The organism is Legionella bozemanae (assembly GCF_900450575.1).
GTDB lineage: Bacteria > Pseudomonadota > Gammaproteobacteria > Legionellales > Legionellaceae > Legionella > Legionella bozemanae.
Window position 1 is genome coordinate 2,532,203 of sequence record NZ_UGGY01000001.1, and the last position, 18,789, is coordinate 2,550,991.

Consider the following 18,789-nt stretch of genomic DNA (forward strand, 5'->3'; position numbering starts at 1 on the left):
TCGAAATACCCTTACAGGGTTCATGGGGGCACATTGTACAATTCTTTTTATTTTTTGGCTACAGTAATACTACCCATTCAATATCATTGATCGTAGCCTGGGTGAAGCGCAGCGGAACCCGGGATCGAGAAACTCATTAAGCTCAGAAACCCGGGTTCCGCTGCGCTTCACCCAGGCTACGATCGAAAATTCATACTCTAGTGTTCCATGTGAGATGCCACAAAATGAGTCAGGGCCGCGGTAAACTGTTGGGTTGCTTTATTTGCTGCGATCACTCCCCCATAGGGTGTATCGCTGGGACACAGAATCCGTAAATTAATAATTTTTGAAGCTAAGACGTTATTATCACTAACATGAGTTAAAACAACTTTGGCTGAAAACTCAAGAACGCTTGGTTTTTTAAGAAAGTTTTGTTGCAGAGAAAGTAATTGAGTATCTAATCGATAAGTTGCACCTAAAGTATACGCATTGGAAGTAACCGCTTCAAAAAGATTTGTCCGTTGTAAGCTTTGCAGAATTAAAGGGTAAAGCATATCCGCAGGTGGATTTACCCATGCATTTTTTACAAAAGGTTCCAGTGCATAGGGTTTTTTAACATAAAGCATCTGCTCTGTTTGATACCCGGCAGCAGCATCAGGCGTAGTAACCAACAAAGTAATAGGCATGGGTTTTTTAGCCAACTGTTTTGTACTGTATGCACTTAGTTGATATTGATTCTTTACAGAGATTTTAACTGGCGAGCACGCACTAAGTACTACTGCGCTTAAGCCCACAAGAAATACAGTCAGCTTTTTCATTTTTATTCTCCAGGCCCAGGTTTTGGTGGCTTAGTTCCACGAATAACCACAGCAGGGTTTTGACGCATTTCACTACTCACTTTTTCCAAATTTGCAGAAATTGTGTTCAATCGTCGTAATAAGATTACAGCAGGCGGCAGCGCTTCCTCAGAAATTTTATCTATGGCATTTTTCCCTGTGCCCATTGTTTTTGATACACTATTCCCAGCTTGACTCAAGCTTTCCGCCATAGTATTAAATTTAGATATTCCCACTCTTAATTCGGTAAGCATGTGCGGAAAATCACGGCTTGTTTTGGCAAGATTATCCATTAAAGCATTAAGATTTTTGCCATTACGTGAAAGATCTTTAGAAAAATGATCAACATTAGTTAAGATATGACGTATATGTTTTGCATTTTCTTCATTAAATATTCGTTTTGCTTCATCACTTACAGTGCCTACATCTTCAGAAACCTTTTTTAAAATGCTATCCAATTGAGTGAATACAGAAGGTTTTGAAGGAATAACTGGGAATGGTTCACCAGGCATTTGATGAATTGGTGTCAGATCAGAAGTACTTGCGCTCAAACCAATATAAGTGACGCCGGTAATTCCTTGTGAATTTAATGTAGCATAAGTACTGGTCGTAACGGGCGTCCCCTCTTCGATATTTAACAAAATTTCAACTTGCCTCGGATCACTTTGATTCAATTTTATTTCTTTTACATAACCAACTTGCACTCCATTAAATTTTACTGGGGCATCTTTGGTCAGGCCAGAAGCTGCCTCATGCATATAAACGGTGTAGGTAGAATATTTTTTTTGATTAAAACCAACAGATAACCACAACATTGTAGCCACCAGCCCTACCAGTAATATAAGTACGACTACACCTACTATGGTGTAATTGGTTTTAGCTTCCAAGAATTCTGTCTCCAGTTACATTTTACTAAAATAACCTGCAATTATTTTATTCTTATTCTTTATCAAATCATTAATCGGCTCAACACTTAAGATTCTTCCATCGCCGATAAAGGCTACTCGATCTGTAGTTCGTTTTAAAGATTCTATATCATGACTCACCATAACTATAGTGAGCTTTAAAGAATCTCTTAAAAAAACAATCAACTCATCAAAAAGTCTTGCGCTCAAGGGATCTAAGCCTGTAGTCGGTTCATCTAAAAACAACAACTCCGGATCCATTGCAATGGCACGTGCTGCAGCGGCTCTTCTTTGCATTCCGCCACTCAATTCTGATGGTAATTTACCTGCAGCTTCTTTGGGTAAGCCTACTAAAGCGACTTTTAGCAAAGCCAGTTCATACATAAACTCATAATCCAGATTAGTAAATTCTCGCATAGGAAACATAACATTTTCCAACACATTCATTGATGAAAATAATGCGCTATGCTGAAAAAGCATTCCCCATCGCCGACGAAGCAAAAACGATTGTTCTGCATCCAGATTACTAATATCTTGTCCAAATATTTTAATACGACCAGCCGTAGGCTTCAGTAACATCAGTAAGCTACGTAATATCGTTGTTTTTCCACTCCCTGAACCGCCAATAATAGCTAAGATTTCCCCTTTTTCTACAGTCAAGTTCACATCGCTATGGACCCATTGACCTCCGAGACAATTCTTTAGTCCTTTAATTTCGATAATGGGCTCGCTCATCTATAAATGCATCCGACTATAAATAACTGAATAAATTGCATCAGCAATAATAATTAGAAATAGTGCTTGTACTACACTTCTGGTAGTTTGGCTCCCAATATTTTTTTCCGTACCGGCTTCTACTCTAAACCCTTGATAACAACCGACTAAGCTTATTAACAATGCAAATGCGGGGGCTTTATAAAGACCTAAATTCAACTGCGAAAGTCCAACAGAGTCTCTTAATCGTTGTAAGAAATCAACAAAACTGATGCCCAACATATTATTGGACATGATCATCGCACCTAAAATACTAAAAACATCAGACCAAAAAATCAATAAAGGGAACGCGATCAACAACCCCAGAACTTTAGGGAGCACTAATAATTCAGTGGGGGAAAGTCCCATCGTTAATAGTGCATCTACTTCTTCATTTAGTTTCATACTGCCAATTTGTGCTGTAAATGCGGAACTGGTGCGTCCAGCAACAATAATTGCCGTCATTAACGGTGCAAATTCACGAAAAATAGCCATACCTGATAAATAGGCAATAAAGCTGTTGGCCCCATATGTTTGCAATTGCAATCCCATTTGATATGCCAAAACCACACCAATTAGAAAAGAAAGCAAAGCAAGGATAGGTAAAGCAGTCACGCCTGTAGCGTGAATATTTGCAATGATACTGGGTAATTGAAAACGGCGCCAATTGCCAAATGCATTAAACATTTTAGTAGTCAAATCACCAACTAAAGCGAGAAGGCCATCTATTTGACGAAATTTGCTTTCTGATTCTTTCCCCAATTGATAAAATACATTTTCTTTAGGCGGAGAAGGTATTTGATAACCTAATACGTCTTTTTTTGATTTAATTAAATCGACAAGTTGCTGTTGTGTTTCGGTAAAATCTGTCAGTTCAACCTGATTTTTTCGTTGTTCCAGCGTGCCAATGCATTTAATAAGGGCCAAGGCGCCTGCACTATCAAAATAGCTGATACCTTCACCGCTAATAGTCACTTTTTGAGTTTTAGGCAGCTCATCTACATTAAATCGAGCTAATAAATTTTCAATTTTTAAAACAGACCAGGCACCCGTACAGTGAAATCTGGCAAGTTCCTTATCGTAAGTGATTTGCGCGCTGTTTTGTACCATAGTCTTTTGTGTTGAAAAATAACCTCAAAGAATAATATGAATATTCTAGAAGAACAAAAACAATAGAACATGGTAACACAATAACAAGATATTCGGGTAGGGCAAAAAATATAGTCTGAGTGCGAAACAAACCTCAGACTACTTATTTCTTATAAACGATTAAAAGGTTGCTTTTACGGAACTAATTGCATTACCTAGGTCGTTAATTTTGTGTCCCCCATCGGTTGTTGCGGGTTTAAACATCGATAATTCATGCACACGGATCGAAGAACCTATGCGAGCAAACCCGGAATTTATAAGTTCAACCAAATCATCTAAGAACTTTTCCCACCAGCCACGGTATGCCCGCAATGTTTTCACATCATTATTCTTCTCATCGCCTAGGATTTTTTGGCTATTTAATTTAAAAGAGTCTAAATCCCCATCCCGAATGTACTGATTAACTAATTTCGCTATCTGCTCATGAATGCTTCCGGCAGCTTTTGCAGCGTCTCGATATTTCGCCTCTCTTTGTGGATCATTCTTCCTACGATACTCTTTAGCTTTCGTGTCATATTTTGTTTGCTTTGCATAAAGTGTTCTTAGTTTTTCTTTAACCTCATTAAGCTGAGCATTTCTATGCCTCCTGGCTTTCTGATCAACTTGCTTTTCGTGACGCTGTTTTTCCTGCTCCTGCATTTCCTGAAGCTGCTTTTCATTCCAAGTGATGTGCCTGAATTTTGGTTTTACATCAACAGGAGCCACAAATGCTCCACTTTTCTTTGTTACTGACCGAGTTAAACTCTCCCCCTCTTCTTCTTTAAGAAGTTCTTCAGTAGTTTTAGTTTGTATAAGAGGAGTGCCCTTCGCTTTTTCTGTAACAACTTTGGCTTGTGTGCCTAAATCCTGCTCGTTAATAGGAGGAAGTTCATCTGAAACATGCTCTTCTGGCAATAAATCGGTAACATCTTTTTTTACTGATTCATGAACACTTGGTGAGGGTTCAATAAGTGTTATTGGAAAAAATCGTGCATTTAATTTTTCCGTTAGACTTCGGATCTCATCATCCATTCTACTAATAACTTCGCTATGATACGGAGTTAAATTAGCAGGCTTGGGATTTTTCCTCTTTTTCTCTTCATATTTGCTTGAAAAAGTCTCAAATTGCGCAGCAGATTTGCATTTCTGCAATTGCTCAATGTATATCGTTCTCATACTCGAAGCGGATTCAAAAGCCTTTTTTTCCTTAGCATCTTTCCCCATGATATCTCCAACAAATAACAATCCAAATTAAAATGCTCTCAATTTACACTCCATGCTAAAAAAACACCAGAAAATTTAAATTAAAAAACAATCGCCTGGTACAAAAAAGCACCACTAGATTATCGAATAATCATAAAAAACAAAAACAGCACATACTAGCGTAACACATGTTATGGCTTTATCCGCATACAACAATTGATAAATTTATAAATAAAGCAGATAAAAAATACAGATTACGATGAGCATTTACTGGATTGAATAGGCATTTGTAGAAAACCTTTGCACTTTATACATAGAGACGACTTGTAAATAAAACAAAATCATATAATACCGATGATTTCAGGTAGTTTGCATCTCTGTTTTATGATAAAATTGCTTTTATTTTTTTCAAGAAACTAAAATCAGGTATGCAAGAAAATTACAGCCAATTTGAACAACGCAAACATGGCATTACAAAACTTGCGTCAATGCCGGCTACTCAAAGGAGAAAGCATGCCTTTATCTTCTAATACTGATGAGCTATTTCGCGGATTTTCCAAACTCTCTCGAGAAGAACGCTTCAAGCGCTTGTTAGCACTAGGAGCCATAACTTCTGAAGATATTTCTTTTCTTAAAAGCGGTGGTATAAAAGATCTGAATTTAGCAGATAAACTGATTGAAAATGTAATCGGTTATTTTCAGCTTCCTTTGGGAGTAGCAACTAATTTCAATATCAATGGCCAAGACTATGTTATTCCAATGGCTGTTGAAGAAACATCCATCATTGCAGCCTTATCCAAATCTGCTAAATGGATTAGACAATGTGGCGAAATAAAAACCTGGGTTCAAGGCGAATGCATTTTGGGTCAAATTCAATTGGCAAAGGTTAAAGATTTCTCTAAATTTTCCCAGATTTTTCATGAAAATCGAACCTATCTGATTAATAGAGCAAACAAAGATGTGGCCGATAACATGGTAAAACGTGGCGGTGGTGTCATGGACTTGCAATTACGCCAGCTAAAAAGAGAAGATAATCAAGACATGGCCGTAATTCATTTGACTATGAATAGCTGTGATGCCATGGGAGCCAATATTATTAATCAAGTTCTTGAATACTTAAAAACACCTATAGAACAGTTAACTGGTGAAGAAGTCACCATGTGTATTTTATCAAACCTAAATGATCAAAAGTTAACAACCGCTCAAGTTACGATACATACTATCGATAATGAACTTGGCCAAAAGCTGCAAGAAGCATCGCTCTTTGCCGAAATGGATCCTTATCGAGCAGCTACCCATAACAAAGGGGTAATGAACGGTATTGATCCTGTTTTAATCGCAACTGGAAATGACTGGCGCGCAGTTGAAGCAGGAGTACATGCCTATGCCGCCCGCAATGGACAATATCAAGCAATTACACGTTGGCGCTATCACAATGGAATACTCACAGGACAACTTACCGCTCCGATTATTGTTGGAACCATAGGCGGCGTTACCTCATTGCACCCTACCGCAAAAATGTGTTTACGAATGATGAATATTTCTTCGGCGAATCAATTAGCTCAAGTCATTGCAGCAGTGGGTTTGGTACAAAATTTGGGAGCAATTAAAGCATTATGTACCGAAGGTATTATTCAAGGCCATATGAAATTACACATTGATAATCTGCTTTTGGCAGCAGGCGCCAATGAAAGTGAAATGCCAGTGCTTAAAGAACATTTGCAAAAATGGTTGGATTTACATAAAAGAATTAGTCTTAATAATGCTCATGATTTACTAGCTAAAATCAGACAAACACCGATTGCTGTATGAAATGGTCAATACCCGCAAAAACCTTTTTACTGGGTGAATATGCTGCTTTAGCTGAAGCCTCTGCACTTCTTCTAATGACCGCCCCCTGTTTTGAACTTACATTAACTGCGCAAGAAAAGTTAGTTGGAATTCACCCAGAATCTCCAGCTGGACTTTGGTGGCTGCAACAAAACTCAGGACAAGGTCTTTTGTGGCATGACCCTTATGCAAGTCGAGGGGGCTTAGGCGCCTCCAGTGCACAATTTTTGGCAAGCTATTTAGCGGCTTGTTTTGTAAATAGCACTGAACCTGATTTAAATAAAATGCTAGGTGCTTATTATAAATCATCATGGTTCGGAAAAGGCTTAAAGCCTAGTGGATATGATGTAATAGCACAGTCACAACAAGGATGTGTATACATTAATAAACAACAAAGAATAATAAAGTCTTATAACTGGCCTTTTCAAGATTTGTCGTTTTTTCTCATCCATACCGGGATGAAACTTGCCACTCATCATCATTTACAAGACTCTACCCTTCCTGGTCCGATCGATTATTTATCTTTTTTGGTAGATGAAGCAAAACAAGCATTCGAACAGATTGATTCCAAAAAATTGATTTCAGCCATAAACAACTATCATCAAAAATTAACCGAGCTCAATTTGGTAGCAGAACACAGTTTAAAATTTATTAGTGAGTTTAAAAAATGCCCAGAAATATTGGCAACTAAGGGTTGTGGCGCTTTAGGTGCGGATGTTTTACTGCTCATTACTTCAGCAGACGAGGCTCAGATCCTTGCTGATAAACTAAAAATACAAAACTGGACTATACTGGCTACCGAAAAAAATATTTATTTTCAACCCCAATTAACTCAGGAATTTTCTTTTTTATAGAGCATCAATTTTGTATAAAAAAAATATTTGTACCCTTAAAAATAACAAAAATAATAGAAACATCATAAAAAGACTTGAAATTCTGTGCTAATCCGGTATTATTCCAGCCTCTTTAGGGCCGTTAGCTCAGGTGGTAGAGCAGGAGGCTTTTAACCTCTGTGTCATAGGTTCGAATCCTATACGGCCCACCAGTTTTAGAGTACCATTTTAAAAAATATTTTGTCCTGCGGGCCGTTAGCTCAGGTGGTAGAGCAGGAGGCTTTTAACCTCTGTGTCATAGGTTCGAATCCTATACGGCCCACCATTCTGGTAACTAATTTTCAATATCAACCAGAAGCAAGTGGCAAAATATTAAATCCATACCCCATTGCGCTCGTAGCTCAGCTGGATAGAGTACTTGGCTTCGAACCAAGGTGTCGGGGGTTCGAGTCCCTCCGAGCGCGCCATTTAAAATCGGCTCTTTCCCATTTACGGGGGCACTCACATGGCTCATCCCCATTTCCGGGGGCTCTTTCCCATTTAAGGGGGCAGCTTCAATCACCCGCAGAGCACCTTAACACGCACTCTATAATTTTCAAAATTCCTAAAACCATAAGCTCTTCGCTGAATGAGTTTCATTTTGCGATGAAACCCTTCGGTTATTCCATTAGATTTACTAAACCGCCACATTCTGGCGACCTCATCTTTCCAAGCACTAAGAGTTTTTCCTAGCGAAGCTAACGCTTTAAACGCGCTCTGCTTCAATTCAACAAGCATATCCAAGAATGTAGGAATTACTTTACGGCAGGCACGTTGAGTTAAAGCTCTTTTCATTAACAGAGAATGAAGTTCTTGCTGAAATTGATAGATGGCTTCAATAGCAGGATTTTGAGTTAAAAATACATCTCTTTTTTACTTTCATCTCTTCACTGAGGTTATCAGACCTGATTCTCAATAGGGCCAGGATGCCCCTATTCCTTAATACCCAATACTATCGGACAGGGTTTATTGATTAATTCTCTATGTTGCTCTTCATAATGGCGTTGATACCAACGTTCTATTGTGGCTTTGCCTTGCTTATAACGTTCTGATAAGTCTTTTTGAGATACACCACGACTATGCTCATGAAAAACAGCAGCTTGCGCTCGCCAAGTAGCTCGTTGATGTTTGTTTATACCGGGAAACTGCTGATTACCATAACGGTAACAAGTGTGACAATACAACTTATACGCTTTAAACCTCAATATACTTCGACGATGTCCGATTAACTCATGATGAACTCTTCGTATATACGATGATTTCTTGCGTACTCTCTTACTCTGACAATGGCTGCAACGGGCTAATCGATTATAGGTTACTTCTAATATTAATGGTTGATATCCCCTCACTTTTACTATGGAAAATCCAGGTAAATTTAGGATAAGATGGTACTTCGGCACTTTAATCTCCTTTTGATCGTCAAATCAAGGACTTAGTTTAGAATAATTTGATTAAAGTGCCCCCTTAATTGGTGGAGAGCCGGAAAACTTTATTAACAGTTAAGCAATGTTCTACAGTGCTGGTATCGTTATTGGATAAAGCAGTTAAATAAATTTCACGTACAGATTTAGTAGCATACACAGCGGTATTCTCCTTAAGAATTGAATTACTGAGGTAGAGTTTCTGTTCTCCACCTCAAGGAGTTAGTTTCTATTTTTAATTGCCATTAGCAAAAAATATTTGGTTATCATTGTCAGATGATGCTCCATCTTGAGGCAACGCTTCATGAGGGGTACGCCCTTTGAATAATGAGTCAACCTTTCTCCTGAAAAAAACCACCTTGTTAACAAAACGCTGATAATTCTGACTAATATCCACCATGTATTCAGCCATGCGAATGGTATTTGCCACTTGGGATTTGACTTTGTGATGGATGGCTTCACTGGCATTAACCTGTTTTAACACATCCATTAGTTCTTCAGTCGATAATTCTTTTTGGAAGTCTCGTAATGCCAAAAGTCCTTTACGTACTCGCATTAAATAGCTGGTTGGTTCACCTGCTTTAAGCGCCTTTCGAATATGCTCTGTTAACAGCAGATCAAAGTTGGTATTAAACAATCTATTTTTTATTGCCGCTTTGGGAACATCGGACAGAACTTTCGCTAATTGCTCTAACTCCACTTCATTGGGAGGTTGCAAAGACATTTCGCCAAAATCATACAATCCCAGCTGATGGTTCTGATGGCGCAATTGATTACCATGTCGGTCAGAATCAAAATAACCACCCTGAAGAATGTTAATGAGTTCCACCGTGATGATTGCTTTAGCAATGGCTCGGCGAATTTCCTTGTCTTCCGGAGTTTTGTTAGGAAGTTCATTAAATTCGGTTCCATAAATACGTTCAATGAATCGATAGCCTTCGCCACTTTTAATCAAATGAGCTGGATTCATGATAAAAGTATGTGATTTATCATCAACTTTTACTGTGATGGAACGGGCGTATAGCTTGGCCGCGATCTGGTTTTGCTGCTCACTTAACTTCCTGTCCATTTCAATTTTCGACAGTTCTTTGGCTTCACTGATAATCGATAAAATACTCTCCCGAATGGGTTTCATATCGATGTGCGAGCAAGAGTCAATGGTCTTTTGCAAATGCATAAAACCTTCTTGCGCATTTTTTGCTGCATTTTCACGCAACATCAATAGCACTACGTCGTGACCATTTTCTAACTCTACTTCCAGAGCTAAATTATAAGAGGCCGAGCCTAAAAGAGCTCCGACACGTTTAATCATTTTGCGATCGTCACGAGAAACCACTTCGCGCAAAAGCCGCCATAATTGCCAACGATGAGGTGGGTTCGCTCGTCCCTTCAAATGATCCAGATCGCGGCGAATATGCTCAGGCGTATTCGGATGACTATGAACTGCCTGAGCAAGTTTGACATAGGCAGGCCCCATGTGCTCACATAACATGGCTAATTTTTTACCCGCGCCAGGTGATTGCCCCGCTCCATTCGCCTGATTGGTGGCTACTAACATGCCTGCTAACAAATGGCTGCGAATGTATTTATCCGCCGTGTCCAGATAAGCTTTCAACAAGGCGTAAGCAAAATTTTCCTCTTTATCTGTTTCGGCATGCGGAAATAATTTATGAGCAACGTAGGAAAAGGCTTCCTCGTAGGCATCTTCCATCTCATCTGCGGTTTTTACTTTATTAACAGGAATAAGCAAGTGATCCACAATAACCGCTCGCTCTTCCAGACTCACATCCCAGAACTGCGCGTAAAAAGTTCTTAACATTAACGCAATAGTTCCCGGCTTTTCTTTTTCAATTTCTGCCAAATTATCACTGTAGCCTAACAGTTTTGCCAGGGCGTTTATTTTATTATGGCTAAATAAATAACTGGCAAATTTATCCGTTGTTTGACGGCTGATAGGAGAAGAGATAAATTCCAGAAACTCCTTAACATCATTCTTGTCTTCACTCAGCTTACGAGATGCTGCAGCCAGGTTACTAATAGAAAAATCAATTGTTTCCTGCTGATTAATCGGTAAATATTTATCCGGTTCTAACAAAATGCCTAAATGTTCAGTCACTTCCCACTGGGATTCGATGACATTGGCCAGTCGCGAAAGTATTAATGTGACATCTCGTTTTGCCATGTTTTTATATAGACGATCAATTACGGCAATCATCTGCTCTTTGTATTTCAGAGATTGGTCATCTTGACCATATTTATCTCCCAAGTCTTTGACCAACTGGTCAATGGCCTCATTACGCAGAGGAATATAGCCAATCGGAAGACTGATTGCATTCTCTACGGAGAGAAGCTCTTCCAATGCCTTGATCCGCTCATCACGATCTGAAATCCCTTTGATCCGTTCGATAACCAGTCTAGAAAAATGCTCTTGTACCTCAGTGGAAGGGAATGTCAGTTGTGCATCAAACGTACGATAGATAAGGATTAAATCATCCGGTGTTAAATGGTTTGTTCCACTAGCCTCCTGAGGTAAATTCCACAGGAGTGGTTTAAATATGTTTGCACGATCTACGGGATTATCCACGAACTGAATGGCAAGTTTCAGTAAGGCCATCGTCTCTTTGGTTAATACCTCATAATTTCCATGTTGTTTGATATGTTCCTGAAAAAAACTGGGAGCAATAGAGCTAGCCCATTCAGAATCTTTTAGAGCTAAAGGAAGTAACTGTTCCAGACAAGCAAGACTGAGTGATTCAAAGGGCAAGCGAAAAATCTGAATAAACTCCTGAGGTGGAATTTCAGAAAAATACATCGAAATAGTCTTAAATAATTTAAGTTGTTCTTCCGTGGTAAATAAATCAAATTTTTTGTCTTGAAATTGTTGATTAACAAAAAATTGAACACAATGACTTTTATAATGCAACATGGATGTCGATTCATAAGAAATTTGTTGCAAGTGCGCCAGATCTCTTTGATCCTCTCGTCCAAGGAAAAAGCTTTTCACGACGGCTTTCTCTTCTGGAGTCCCATTCATGGCTATATTGGTAAATTCAGTCAGCAAAAATTGAATGGCTACGTTGTCAATATTGCGAGCATCACATTCCGAAGGTTTGATTAATACAGACCAGTTCAAATCATAAAATTGCTTAAATTTGTCCTGAAAACTGCCCTCACTAAAAAACATCTCGAAGTTGACGTTAAATTTCTGAATCACATTATCAGATAAAAAGGCCAATATCGCTTCATAATAATTATCACCGCCATAAAACGCATATTCTCGAGGCAATTTGGTAATCGGTTTGTGTTCAGCATAATTAATGATGAAAGACAATAATTTTTTTTCAGGAAATAAAAGCCACAAGTTCTGGTCGGTAGTCACTCCAAGGTTCCATAATGTCTCAGCTATAATAGAACTTTCATCTTTCTGTACCCATTCAAGATGACTCGACCAAGGCACCCCCGTTGCATTATCCTGCGGTGAAAAAGTAATCCATTCAATGTGCTTGCCAATGATTGAACCAAAAAATCGCTCGTTTCCAACAGGCATGCGCTGATGCACTTGCTCAAATTGATAGGTATGAACTCTTGCCCGACCATTCGAGTGGTTAAGATGACCTATGTATTTTTCTTGTAACGCTTTTAGTGACTCCGCTGCTTCTTTCGCTTCCTCAAAGCTTTTTGCTTTAACAAACGCATCAAATGCATTGTTTATGACCTTAAAAAGTCCAAGTGCAGGTACCCGGACCCTATCATCCAAATAATTTTGACTAGTGAAATGTTGATGAACAAGAGCCAGATAAATAACTTCAAAGGCTGGGATTCGCAACTCATAAGCCCGCTCAATCAATTCTTCCGCTGCTTTTTTCACTTCCGCATTGGCCAAATTAATGTCCATCGCATACAAAATCCTACAGAAATCTCTGACCTTAATTCCAATACTATGGGTTACTTCATAAGGTAATAATTCAACCGTTAGCTCTGCTAATTTGGACTCTAAAAATTTGAGTTTCGCTACAGTATTCCCACATACATCACATTCATTTTTAAAGAAAATTTCTCGGTGAATCGGAGCAACAGCTTTTAAGATAGTATTTGGTAAAGACGTTTGTTGTTTTTCATCACGTTCATTTTCTTTGATAGCCAACCAGGTTAACAAATTTTTTATACGTTGATGATAATCTGCTAATGCCCCTTGTCGATAATCATGAACCAAATAAGATTGATGGACATGACTAACATCCCATTTATGTTGCTCTTGAAAGTTAATGCTTTTTCTTAAGTAACTAATACCTGCTTGTATATTATGGCATTGTTCAATCGTTAATTTATCGAGTTTGAATTGTTCATTGGCTGAAATCTCATGATAAATTCCAACACCTTCGTGTTTAATGTAAAGTAACTCATTGGCTAAAGCGAACTCTAATTCTTCAACCGTATAAACGCCATCTTGCATTTGCTTAAGAAAATCGCTGTGAATGACAATCACAGGTTTAGGAAATCCGGCCAGCGAATTAACCAATTTATCGCCTGTCGTTGTAATAAAAATTTCGATGGATTCTTTGAAATTATGGGGGCGTAATTTATTAATCAGTTCAGCAAGAAATGACTTGGTATCTTCTAATCCTACTTCATCCAACGAATGCAACTGATGTTCTTCCATCAGCAGTGGTCTTCGTTTTTCTATGTCGCCGTTCCCTGTCATCTGATAATATTTGTTCGCATCTCGGATCGTAGAGCGTAGATTATAATCAGCATCCGTAAATTGGATGGATTCCCATGTTGTCCCTTGCGGATAGGAAATATAAAAATAAGGTAAGGAATGATAATCCTCTGTAAGACAGGCTATCCCATTCCATGGGTCTAAAAGGATCCCCCCCCATTGGCTGATGTCATTGAGAGGGCTATCGGGATTACGGTCAATGACCAAAAACGTGTGACCATCTGCCGGGTTACCATCATCATCAAAGTAGTCAATATTAATTTTCTCAACGATGGTATCACTATCAATTAAATATTCATCATATAATCTTTTAAGGGCAATGACGGTATGTTCCTCACAAAAACCCGTACTGATTTCTGGTTTATCAAAATATTCTGCGCTTGCAAATATTTTTGATTTTTGGGCTGTTTCAATTACCTTTTTATCAAACCCATTTTGTAAAAGCAGAGCATTTTCTCGGTTAAATTGCTTTTGAAAAGCATCTCGATATTCAGCCAATTCAAGATTTTTTTTAAACCGATAAGCTAATTCTTTATCGGTAATCGTTAATTCTTCTCCTTGGCCTAAAATGTGGATGAAATAATCGGCATTTTTTTCAAGATAGTCATCCATTTCAGTGACGTTAATATCGCTGCTTCCTCTTCCCAGCAGTTTTTGTGCTCTTGCAATTTTTTCACATAAAATCGAAGATTGTTTGAGGATAATTTGCCTGAAACTTTGCTTCTGATTATTGTTTAGATTGTGCGGCGATTTCACCTGCTTATCGAGACAAAATTCCTTAAAACTCTCATTAATGGACTCAAAAATATAGTACTCGATTTGCTTTTGTTTTACATAGATTTCATACGCTTCATACTTCTTATCATGAGCATCAAGATATTCCATTTCGTATATGCATGATTCTAATTGCTCCTCTTCAGGAGTATTTGCCCTTCTGGCCAGTTCATACGCTTTTATTTTGATGCGCTCAATCTGTTCAAACTCTTCATATCGATTCGCTGCCAAAGGAATTTTTTGATTAATTGAATCTTTAATCTCAATACATTTTTGTAATAATTTGTTTCGCTGCTCTTTATCTTTCATATGAATCTCACTAATAGTTAGTTTACAAACAAGTAATTTGTTAAAATTTTGATTATTTTGTATATAAACAAGGACTATTAATCGAATATTAAGAAAATATTAAGACCCATATAAAGGTACCGTTCGCCTTTTACACTACATTGCATTTTCATCTTATCAACTTAACTTACTGTATGTTTAAATTTTATTGCTACGAAATGGATACAGTTGTTATTTTTATCTTCAATAATGAGAGAACGTTACACGCTATATGAAAAATTGACTTTGCAGAAACAGCGACCTCTTTAAAAAGACCACTAGCTATGCTGTCTTAGGTAATGTACGTGACTCTCAACAGAATATATTCCAGTTGAGACCTAGCTAATCTCAGACTAGAGAAAAGACTTGAAAGTGTGGGGGTCGGGAGGAGTTGTAGCTATTCTAACAATATCAATAACTTTCAAAGATGGAAATCGAAATAAATGTCTTCCTCGAGAAGAAAGAGCAATGCTGTTATCTATGTTTCGCTCATACATTTTTCTATTTGGAGCTTCAATTTGTAGCTTCTTACTAATAACTAGCTCAGGATTAGTGGTACTAACTCCTAAGTTGTTGGAAGCTGGATTTAAAGCCTGGAAAAATATAATATTCATGTAGAAAAACATATTTGCGAACACTTTGTTGAATTATTGCACAATTAGAATAATTTAACAATATGAAAAAGAATTTTTTTTAAATTCACTAATAAATTCAACACAGATGATGTTTTTTGTTCATGGATCTCATCAATTAAATAAAACTATGTCCGCTTTGAGCGTTCCAGAGTGTGTTATAAAAACCACCAGCCTCGATTAGCTGCTTATGGTTACCCACTTCGATAATTTTACCATTGTCCATAACTAGAACATTATCCATACATAAAATGGTCGATAATCTATGGGCTATCACGATAACCGTTCGGTTACTCATTGCAATGTGTAATGATTCTTGGATTAGCTTTTCGGTTAAAGAATCTAGTGAACTGGTGGCTTCATCTAAGATCAAAATAGGAGCGCACCTTTTAAAATAGCTCTTGCAATCGCAATTCTTTGACATTGTCCGCCGGATAATTTAATCCATCTTTCTCCAATAGGAGTGTCATATCCTTGCGGTAAGTTGACAATAAATTCATGCGCATGAGCTTTTTAGAAGCATTAATAACCTCTTCATAACTGGCACCAATTCTGCCATACAGTATGTTTTCATAAACAGTTCGATGAAACAAACTGGGGTGTTGAGGTATAAATGCTATGTTGTCGCATAAACTATGTTTGTTTATTATGCTAATATCCTGCTCGTCTATTAATATTTTTCCATTTTGGACATCATAAAGGCGCATGATGAGTTGAACCAAGGTACTTTTTCCAGCTCCGCTGTATCCAACTAAACCGACTTTCAAGCCTCCCGGTATATGAGTGCTTAAGTCTTTAATAATATTATCAGATTTATATCCAAAACGAACATGATCAATGATAATTTCACCATGAGTTATATTACGGGAAAATCAAGGGGCTCATCCCCATTTCCGGGGACATTTTATTTATTAACCATTACGTCACAGTCAATTAGATGTTATAATCTTTGATTGGTGTATTTTAATTATACCCTCTATTATCTTCTTATTGCCTATTTAGGGAAATTCATTTTTATCCTGCAATTTCTTTACATTACCTCATAGTCATTAGGAGCAATTAGCTATTTATAAGGATATCTATGAGCTACCAAACGTGCCATTATTGTTTAGAAACTAAAAATTATTTTTCCTTAAGAGGTAAATCTCGAGCTAAAAATGGAAAATTCCTTTGCTATCATCTCTGTTCCTCATGCACCCAAAAATTAATTGGCATTAACAGTTTCGCTGATAAAGAAGGTCGTAAATTTTTTATAAACACCGTAAAAGAAAACGCTCAAAAAATTCCCATATACGTTGATGAATAATTTCTTTACCGTTCAAGAATTGATACTTAGATAATCCACACATATAACAGAAGATCATGTAAAAACAAAAAGCATAACCGAATAAATTAAAAGAGCTGCACATTAATAAGAACTGGTTCGAAATTTCTTTTCAATCAGATACGTTTTGTTATTAGTAATTTGACCATTGTGATTACCAAATTTCCCCTCTTGTTGGGTTAGCATCCAAATAAAAAGAGAGTCTAAATTATTTCCAGAGGATTGTTTCATTTCAATATCATCAATATATTTTGCGGTATAAATAAACATTTTTCTCTCAATATGAAAGTGTATAAGTACACCATAAGTATGAGCTAAGAAGGTTATAATATGATTAAAAAAAGAAATAGCATAAATAGGGTAATTGAGAGGTTTAAATAATACATGCTAAAATAAAATTGACTTTTAACCTTAAAGAGTAGTATTCTTGCCTCAGCTAGAAAATGTCTATTTTATACTCTCCAAATCGTCGTTTTATTCATTTAATCCCTCGTTCGGTAGTTTTTAATTCTTGATCGGTTTCCGGCTAAATTCGCCTATACAGGCATTATAATAAATACTTAAGGATACTTATGTCTAAAACAGTAAATGGAGTCGTTAAATGGTTTAACGAATCTAAAGGATTTGGTTTTATTGAACAAGAAGCCGGGCCGGATGTATTTGCTCATTTTAAAGAAATTATAAGTTCTGGCTTCAAAACCCTCACAGAAGGTCAGCGAGTACAATTCATTGTGACGCAAGGGGCAAAAGGTCTTCAAGCACAAAATATAATAGCTCTTTAATTTAGTAGCTAATATTATTTTACCACTATATCTTACTGTAGTTATAGTGGTTACTTTTGAGGAAACAACAGTGAGACAAAATAAAATTTATGTAGGCAATTTACCCTTTGGAATTACTGAAGAGACATTACAAGCAGAATTTTCTAAATATGGTAAGGTAGATGAGCTTCTTTTAATCAAAGATCGCTTTACTGGCTACATCAAAGGTTTTGGTTTTATAACCTTTAGTTCCCAACAAGAAGCTCAATCCTCTTTAGATATGAATGGTAAACTTTTGGAAGGACGTCCATTAAAAGTAACTATGGCCCAAGAAAACTACTCCTCACGCGGGCGCTCTCGATAATTTATACTCTATACTCTATAGATTATCCTTAATCCTGACTAAAACCTGACTAAAATATGAAAATTAAATTTATCCAGCAAGCTGATAAAAAACAAATGTTGGGATTTGCTATAACAGGTATATTAAGCACATTAATTATGTTTGGCCTCTATGTTATGTTATATCAATTTATAAATTATCAATATGCGTACTTAATAGCGTATACAATTTCAGTAGTTGCTCTCTACTTTATGAACAAATCTGTTTTTAAAGGGATCATGTCATTAGAGACTATTTTAGAATTTCCCTTAATCTACTTATTGCAATATGTATTAGGTGCCCTTTCATTAGAATTTATAGTATGGCTAGGATTTTCAGTCACTTACGCACCTCTTATAATCGTCATTATTCTCTTGCCAGTTACTTTTATTTTAAATCGAATAGTATTTTCAAAACATAAGAGGTCCTTGTAGTTGTGCCTCGTTTTTAGATGCTAACTTTATTGCCAACTGTAAGGCTTCTATTTCATCTTTATTCCATGGCTAACGAATAAAATATTATGAAATCGTTGCATTACTTATTCCTCCTTGAAACGATTTATTTCAGAAGCAATGGTTCAGCGTCATGTTGAACCACTATAAACTATAAGAAATAAGGATTAAGCCTTATTTTCGATTGGAGAGTATATCTCCAATGAACTAATACAAAATACCAAAGTATTTAATTATTAAATTCCGCCAGTATTCTTATTTGGAGGCGAAGGAGCTTCTACGGGTATATTAGATTTTTGAGTTTTATTAGATAAAGAAGAGTAATGTGAATAGTAATAAACCAGAATAATGGCTAAAATGACAATGATGATAATTGAAACAATCCCTCTGTATTCATTTTCACGGTCTTTCCTTTTCATAATTGTCCTCAGAGCATCTCAATACTACTTAATTATAGTATTGATTTGAGATAAGGCCATGCTGAACTCAC

At 37.0% G+C, this 18,789-nt stretch carries 16 protein-coding genes, 3 tRNA genes and 2 pseudogenes; 8 read left to right on the plus strand and 13 right to left on the minus strand.

The annotated features are described in order from the left end of the window. Positions 1-197: 197 nt before the first annotated feature. The 5 genes from DY223_RS11105 to DY223_RS11125 form a co-directional block, all read right to left on the minus strand. Positions 198-797 carry an ABC-type transport auxiliary lipoprotein family protein gene (locus DY223_RS11105; protein WP_058459422.1) on the minus strand — a complete coding sequence of 200 codons (600 nt, stop codon included), beginning with the start codon at positions 795-797 and terminating at the stop codon, positions 198-200. Between the two features lie 2 nt (positions 798-799). Continuing rightward, positions 800-1,702, minus strand: a complete 903-nt coding sequence (locus tag DY223_RS11110; RefSeq protein ID WP_174223913.1) for an MlaD family protein — start codon at positions 1,700-1,702, stop codon at positions 800-802. 15 nt (positions 1,703-1,717) lie between these two features. Continuing rightward, a complete protein-coding gene (locus tag DY223_RS11115) occupies positions 1,718-2,455 on the minus strand; it encodes an ABC transporter ATP-binding protein (protein WP_058459423.1) in 738 nt (245 codons plus the stop codon). Then, positions 2,456-3,583, minus strand: coding sequence for an MlaE family ABC transporter permease (locus DY223_RS11120; RefSeq protein WP_058459424.1), 1,128 nt, complete (start codon positions 3,581-3,583; stop codon positions 2,456-2,458). 159 nt (positions 3,584-3,742) lie between these two features. Beyond that, positions 3,743-4,825 (minus strand): hypothetical protein, encoded by a 1,083-nt coding sequence (locus DY223_RS11125; RefSeq protein WP_058459425.1) that lies wholly within the window; start codon positions 4,823-4,825, stop codon positions 3,743-3,745. A gap of 492 nt (positions 4,826-5,317) precedes the next feature. Here DY223_RS11125 and DY223_RS11130 point away from each other — a divergent pair, with 492 nt between their 5' ends. The 5 genes from DY223_RS11130 to DY223_RS11150 all read left to right on the plus strand — a co-directional run bounded on the left by DY223_RS11130 (position 5,318) and on the right by DY223_RS11150 (position 7,934). Beyond that, positions 5,318-6,616 carry a hydroxymethylglutaryl-CoA reductase, degradative gene (locus DY223_RS11130; RefSeq protein WP_058459426.1) on the plus strand — a complete coding sequence of 433 codons (1,299 nt, stop codon included), beginning with the start codon at positions 5,318-5,320 and terminating at the stop codon, positions 6,614-6,616. Beyond that, positions 6,613-7,488: a hypothetical protein gene (locus DY223_RS11135; protein ID WP_058459427.1), complete on the plus strand. Its 876-nt coding sequence runs from the start codon at positions 6,613-6,615 to the stop codon at positions 7,486-7,488. Before DY223_RS11130 ends, DY223_RS11135 begins: the two co-directional genes overlap by 4 nt. A gap of 115 nt (positions 7,489-7,603) precedes the next feature. Then, positions 7,604-7,679, plus strand: a tRNA-Lys gene (locus DY223_RS11140). Between the two features lie 37 nt (positions 7,680-7,716). Next, positions 7,717-7,792, plus strand: a tRNA-Lys gene (locus DY223_RS11145). 65 nt (positions 7,793-7,857) lie between these two features. Next, positions 7,858-7,934, plus strand: a tRNA-Arg gene (locus tag DY223_RS11150). Positions 7,935-8,025: 91 nt separating this feature from the next. Here the strand turns inward: DY223_RS11150 and DY223_RS19865 are convergent. The 7 genes and pseudogenes from DY223_RS19865 to DY223_RS11180 all read right to left on the minus strand — a co-directional run. Further along, positions 8,026-8,440 (minus strand): annotated as a pseudogene (locus DY223_RS19865) (ISL3 family transposase); the annotation flags it as partial. Next, the gene (locus DY223_RS19870; protein WP_259293067.1) at positions 8,439-8,906 is read right to left on the minus strand and encodes a helix-turn-helix domain-containing protein; all 468 of its coding nucleotides are present in this window, start codon (positions 8,904-8,906) and stop codon (positions 8,439-8,441) included. The pseudogene DY223_RS19865 and the gene DY223_RS19870, both read right to left, overlap by 2 nt. Before the next feature lie 256 nt (positions 8,907-9,162). After that, a complete protein-coding gene (locus DY223_RS11160) occupies positions 9,163-14,730 on the minus strand; it encodes a hypothetical protein (RefSeq protein ID WP_058459485.1) in 5,568 nt (1,855 codons plus the stop codon). Positions 14,731-15,498: 768 nt separating this feature from the next. Next, positions 15,499-15,678, minus strand: coding sequence for a hypothetical protein (locus tag DY223_RS19705; RefSeq protein WP_338067150.1), 180 nt, complete (start codon positions 15,676-15,678; stop codon positions 15,499-15,501). A 71-nt stretch (positions 15,679-15,749) separates the two neighbouring features. After that, positions 15,750-15,872, minus strand: coding sequence for an ATP-binding cassette domain-containing protein (locus DY223_RS19710; RefSeq protein WP_328585583.1), 123 nt, complete (start codon positions 15,870-15,872; stop codon positions 15,750-15,752). Between the two features lie 62 nt (positions 15,873-15,934). Next, positions 15,935-16,147: pseudogene (locus DY223_RS19715) on the minus strand (ATP-binding cassette domain-containing protein); the annotation flags it as partial. 641 nt (positions 16,148-16,788) lie between these two features. Then, entirely contained in the window at positions 16,789-16,974 is a 186-nt protein-coding gene (locus tag DY223_RS11180) for a hypothetical protein (RefSeq protein WP_058459490.1), read from the minus strand. Between the two features lie 302 nt (positions 16,975-17,276). Here DY223_RS11180 and DY223_RS11185 point away from each other — a divergent pair, with 302 nt between their 5' ends. From DY223_RS11185 to DY223_RS19820, 3 genes are all read left to right on the plus strand, one after another. Continuing rightward, complete coding sequence (locus DY223_RS11185) at positions 17,277-17,486, plus strand: cold-shock protein (protein ID WP_058459491.1); 210 nt, start codon at positions 17,277-17,279, stop codon at positions 17,484-17,486. 70 nt (positions 17,487-17,556) lie between these two features. Further along, on the plus strand, positions 17,557-17,829 hold the full coding sequence (locus DY223_RS11190; protein ID WP_058459492.1) for an RNA recognition motif domain-containing protein: 273 nt from the start codon (positions 17,557-17,559) through the stop codon (positions 17,827-17,829). 95 nt (positions 17,830-17,924) lie between these two features. Beyond that, positions 17,925-18,281 (plus strand): GtrA family protein, encoded by a 357-nt coding sequence (locus DY223_RS19820; protein WP_412778573.1) that lies wholly within the window; start codon positions 17,925-17,927, stop codon positions 18,279-18,281. A 254-nt stretch (positions 18,282-18,535) separates the two neighbouring features. Here DY223_RS19820 and DY223_RS11205 read toward each other — a convergent pair whose 3' ends face one another. After that, the gene (locus tag DY223_RS11205) at positions 18,536-18,718 is read right to left on the minus strand and encodes a hypothetical protein (protein WP_058459494.1); all 183 of its coding nucleotides are present in this window, start codon (positions 18,716-18,718) and stop codon (positions 18,536-18,538) included. Positions 18,719-18,789: the final 71 nt, after the last annotated feature.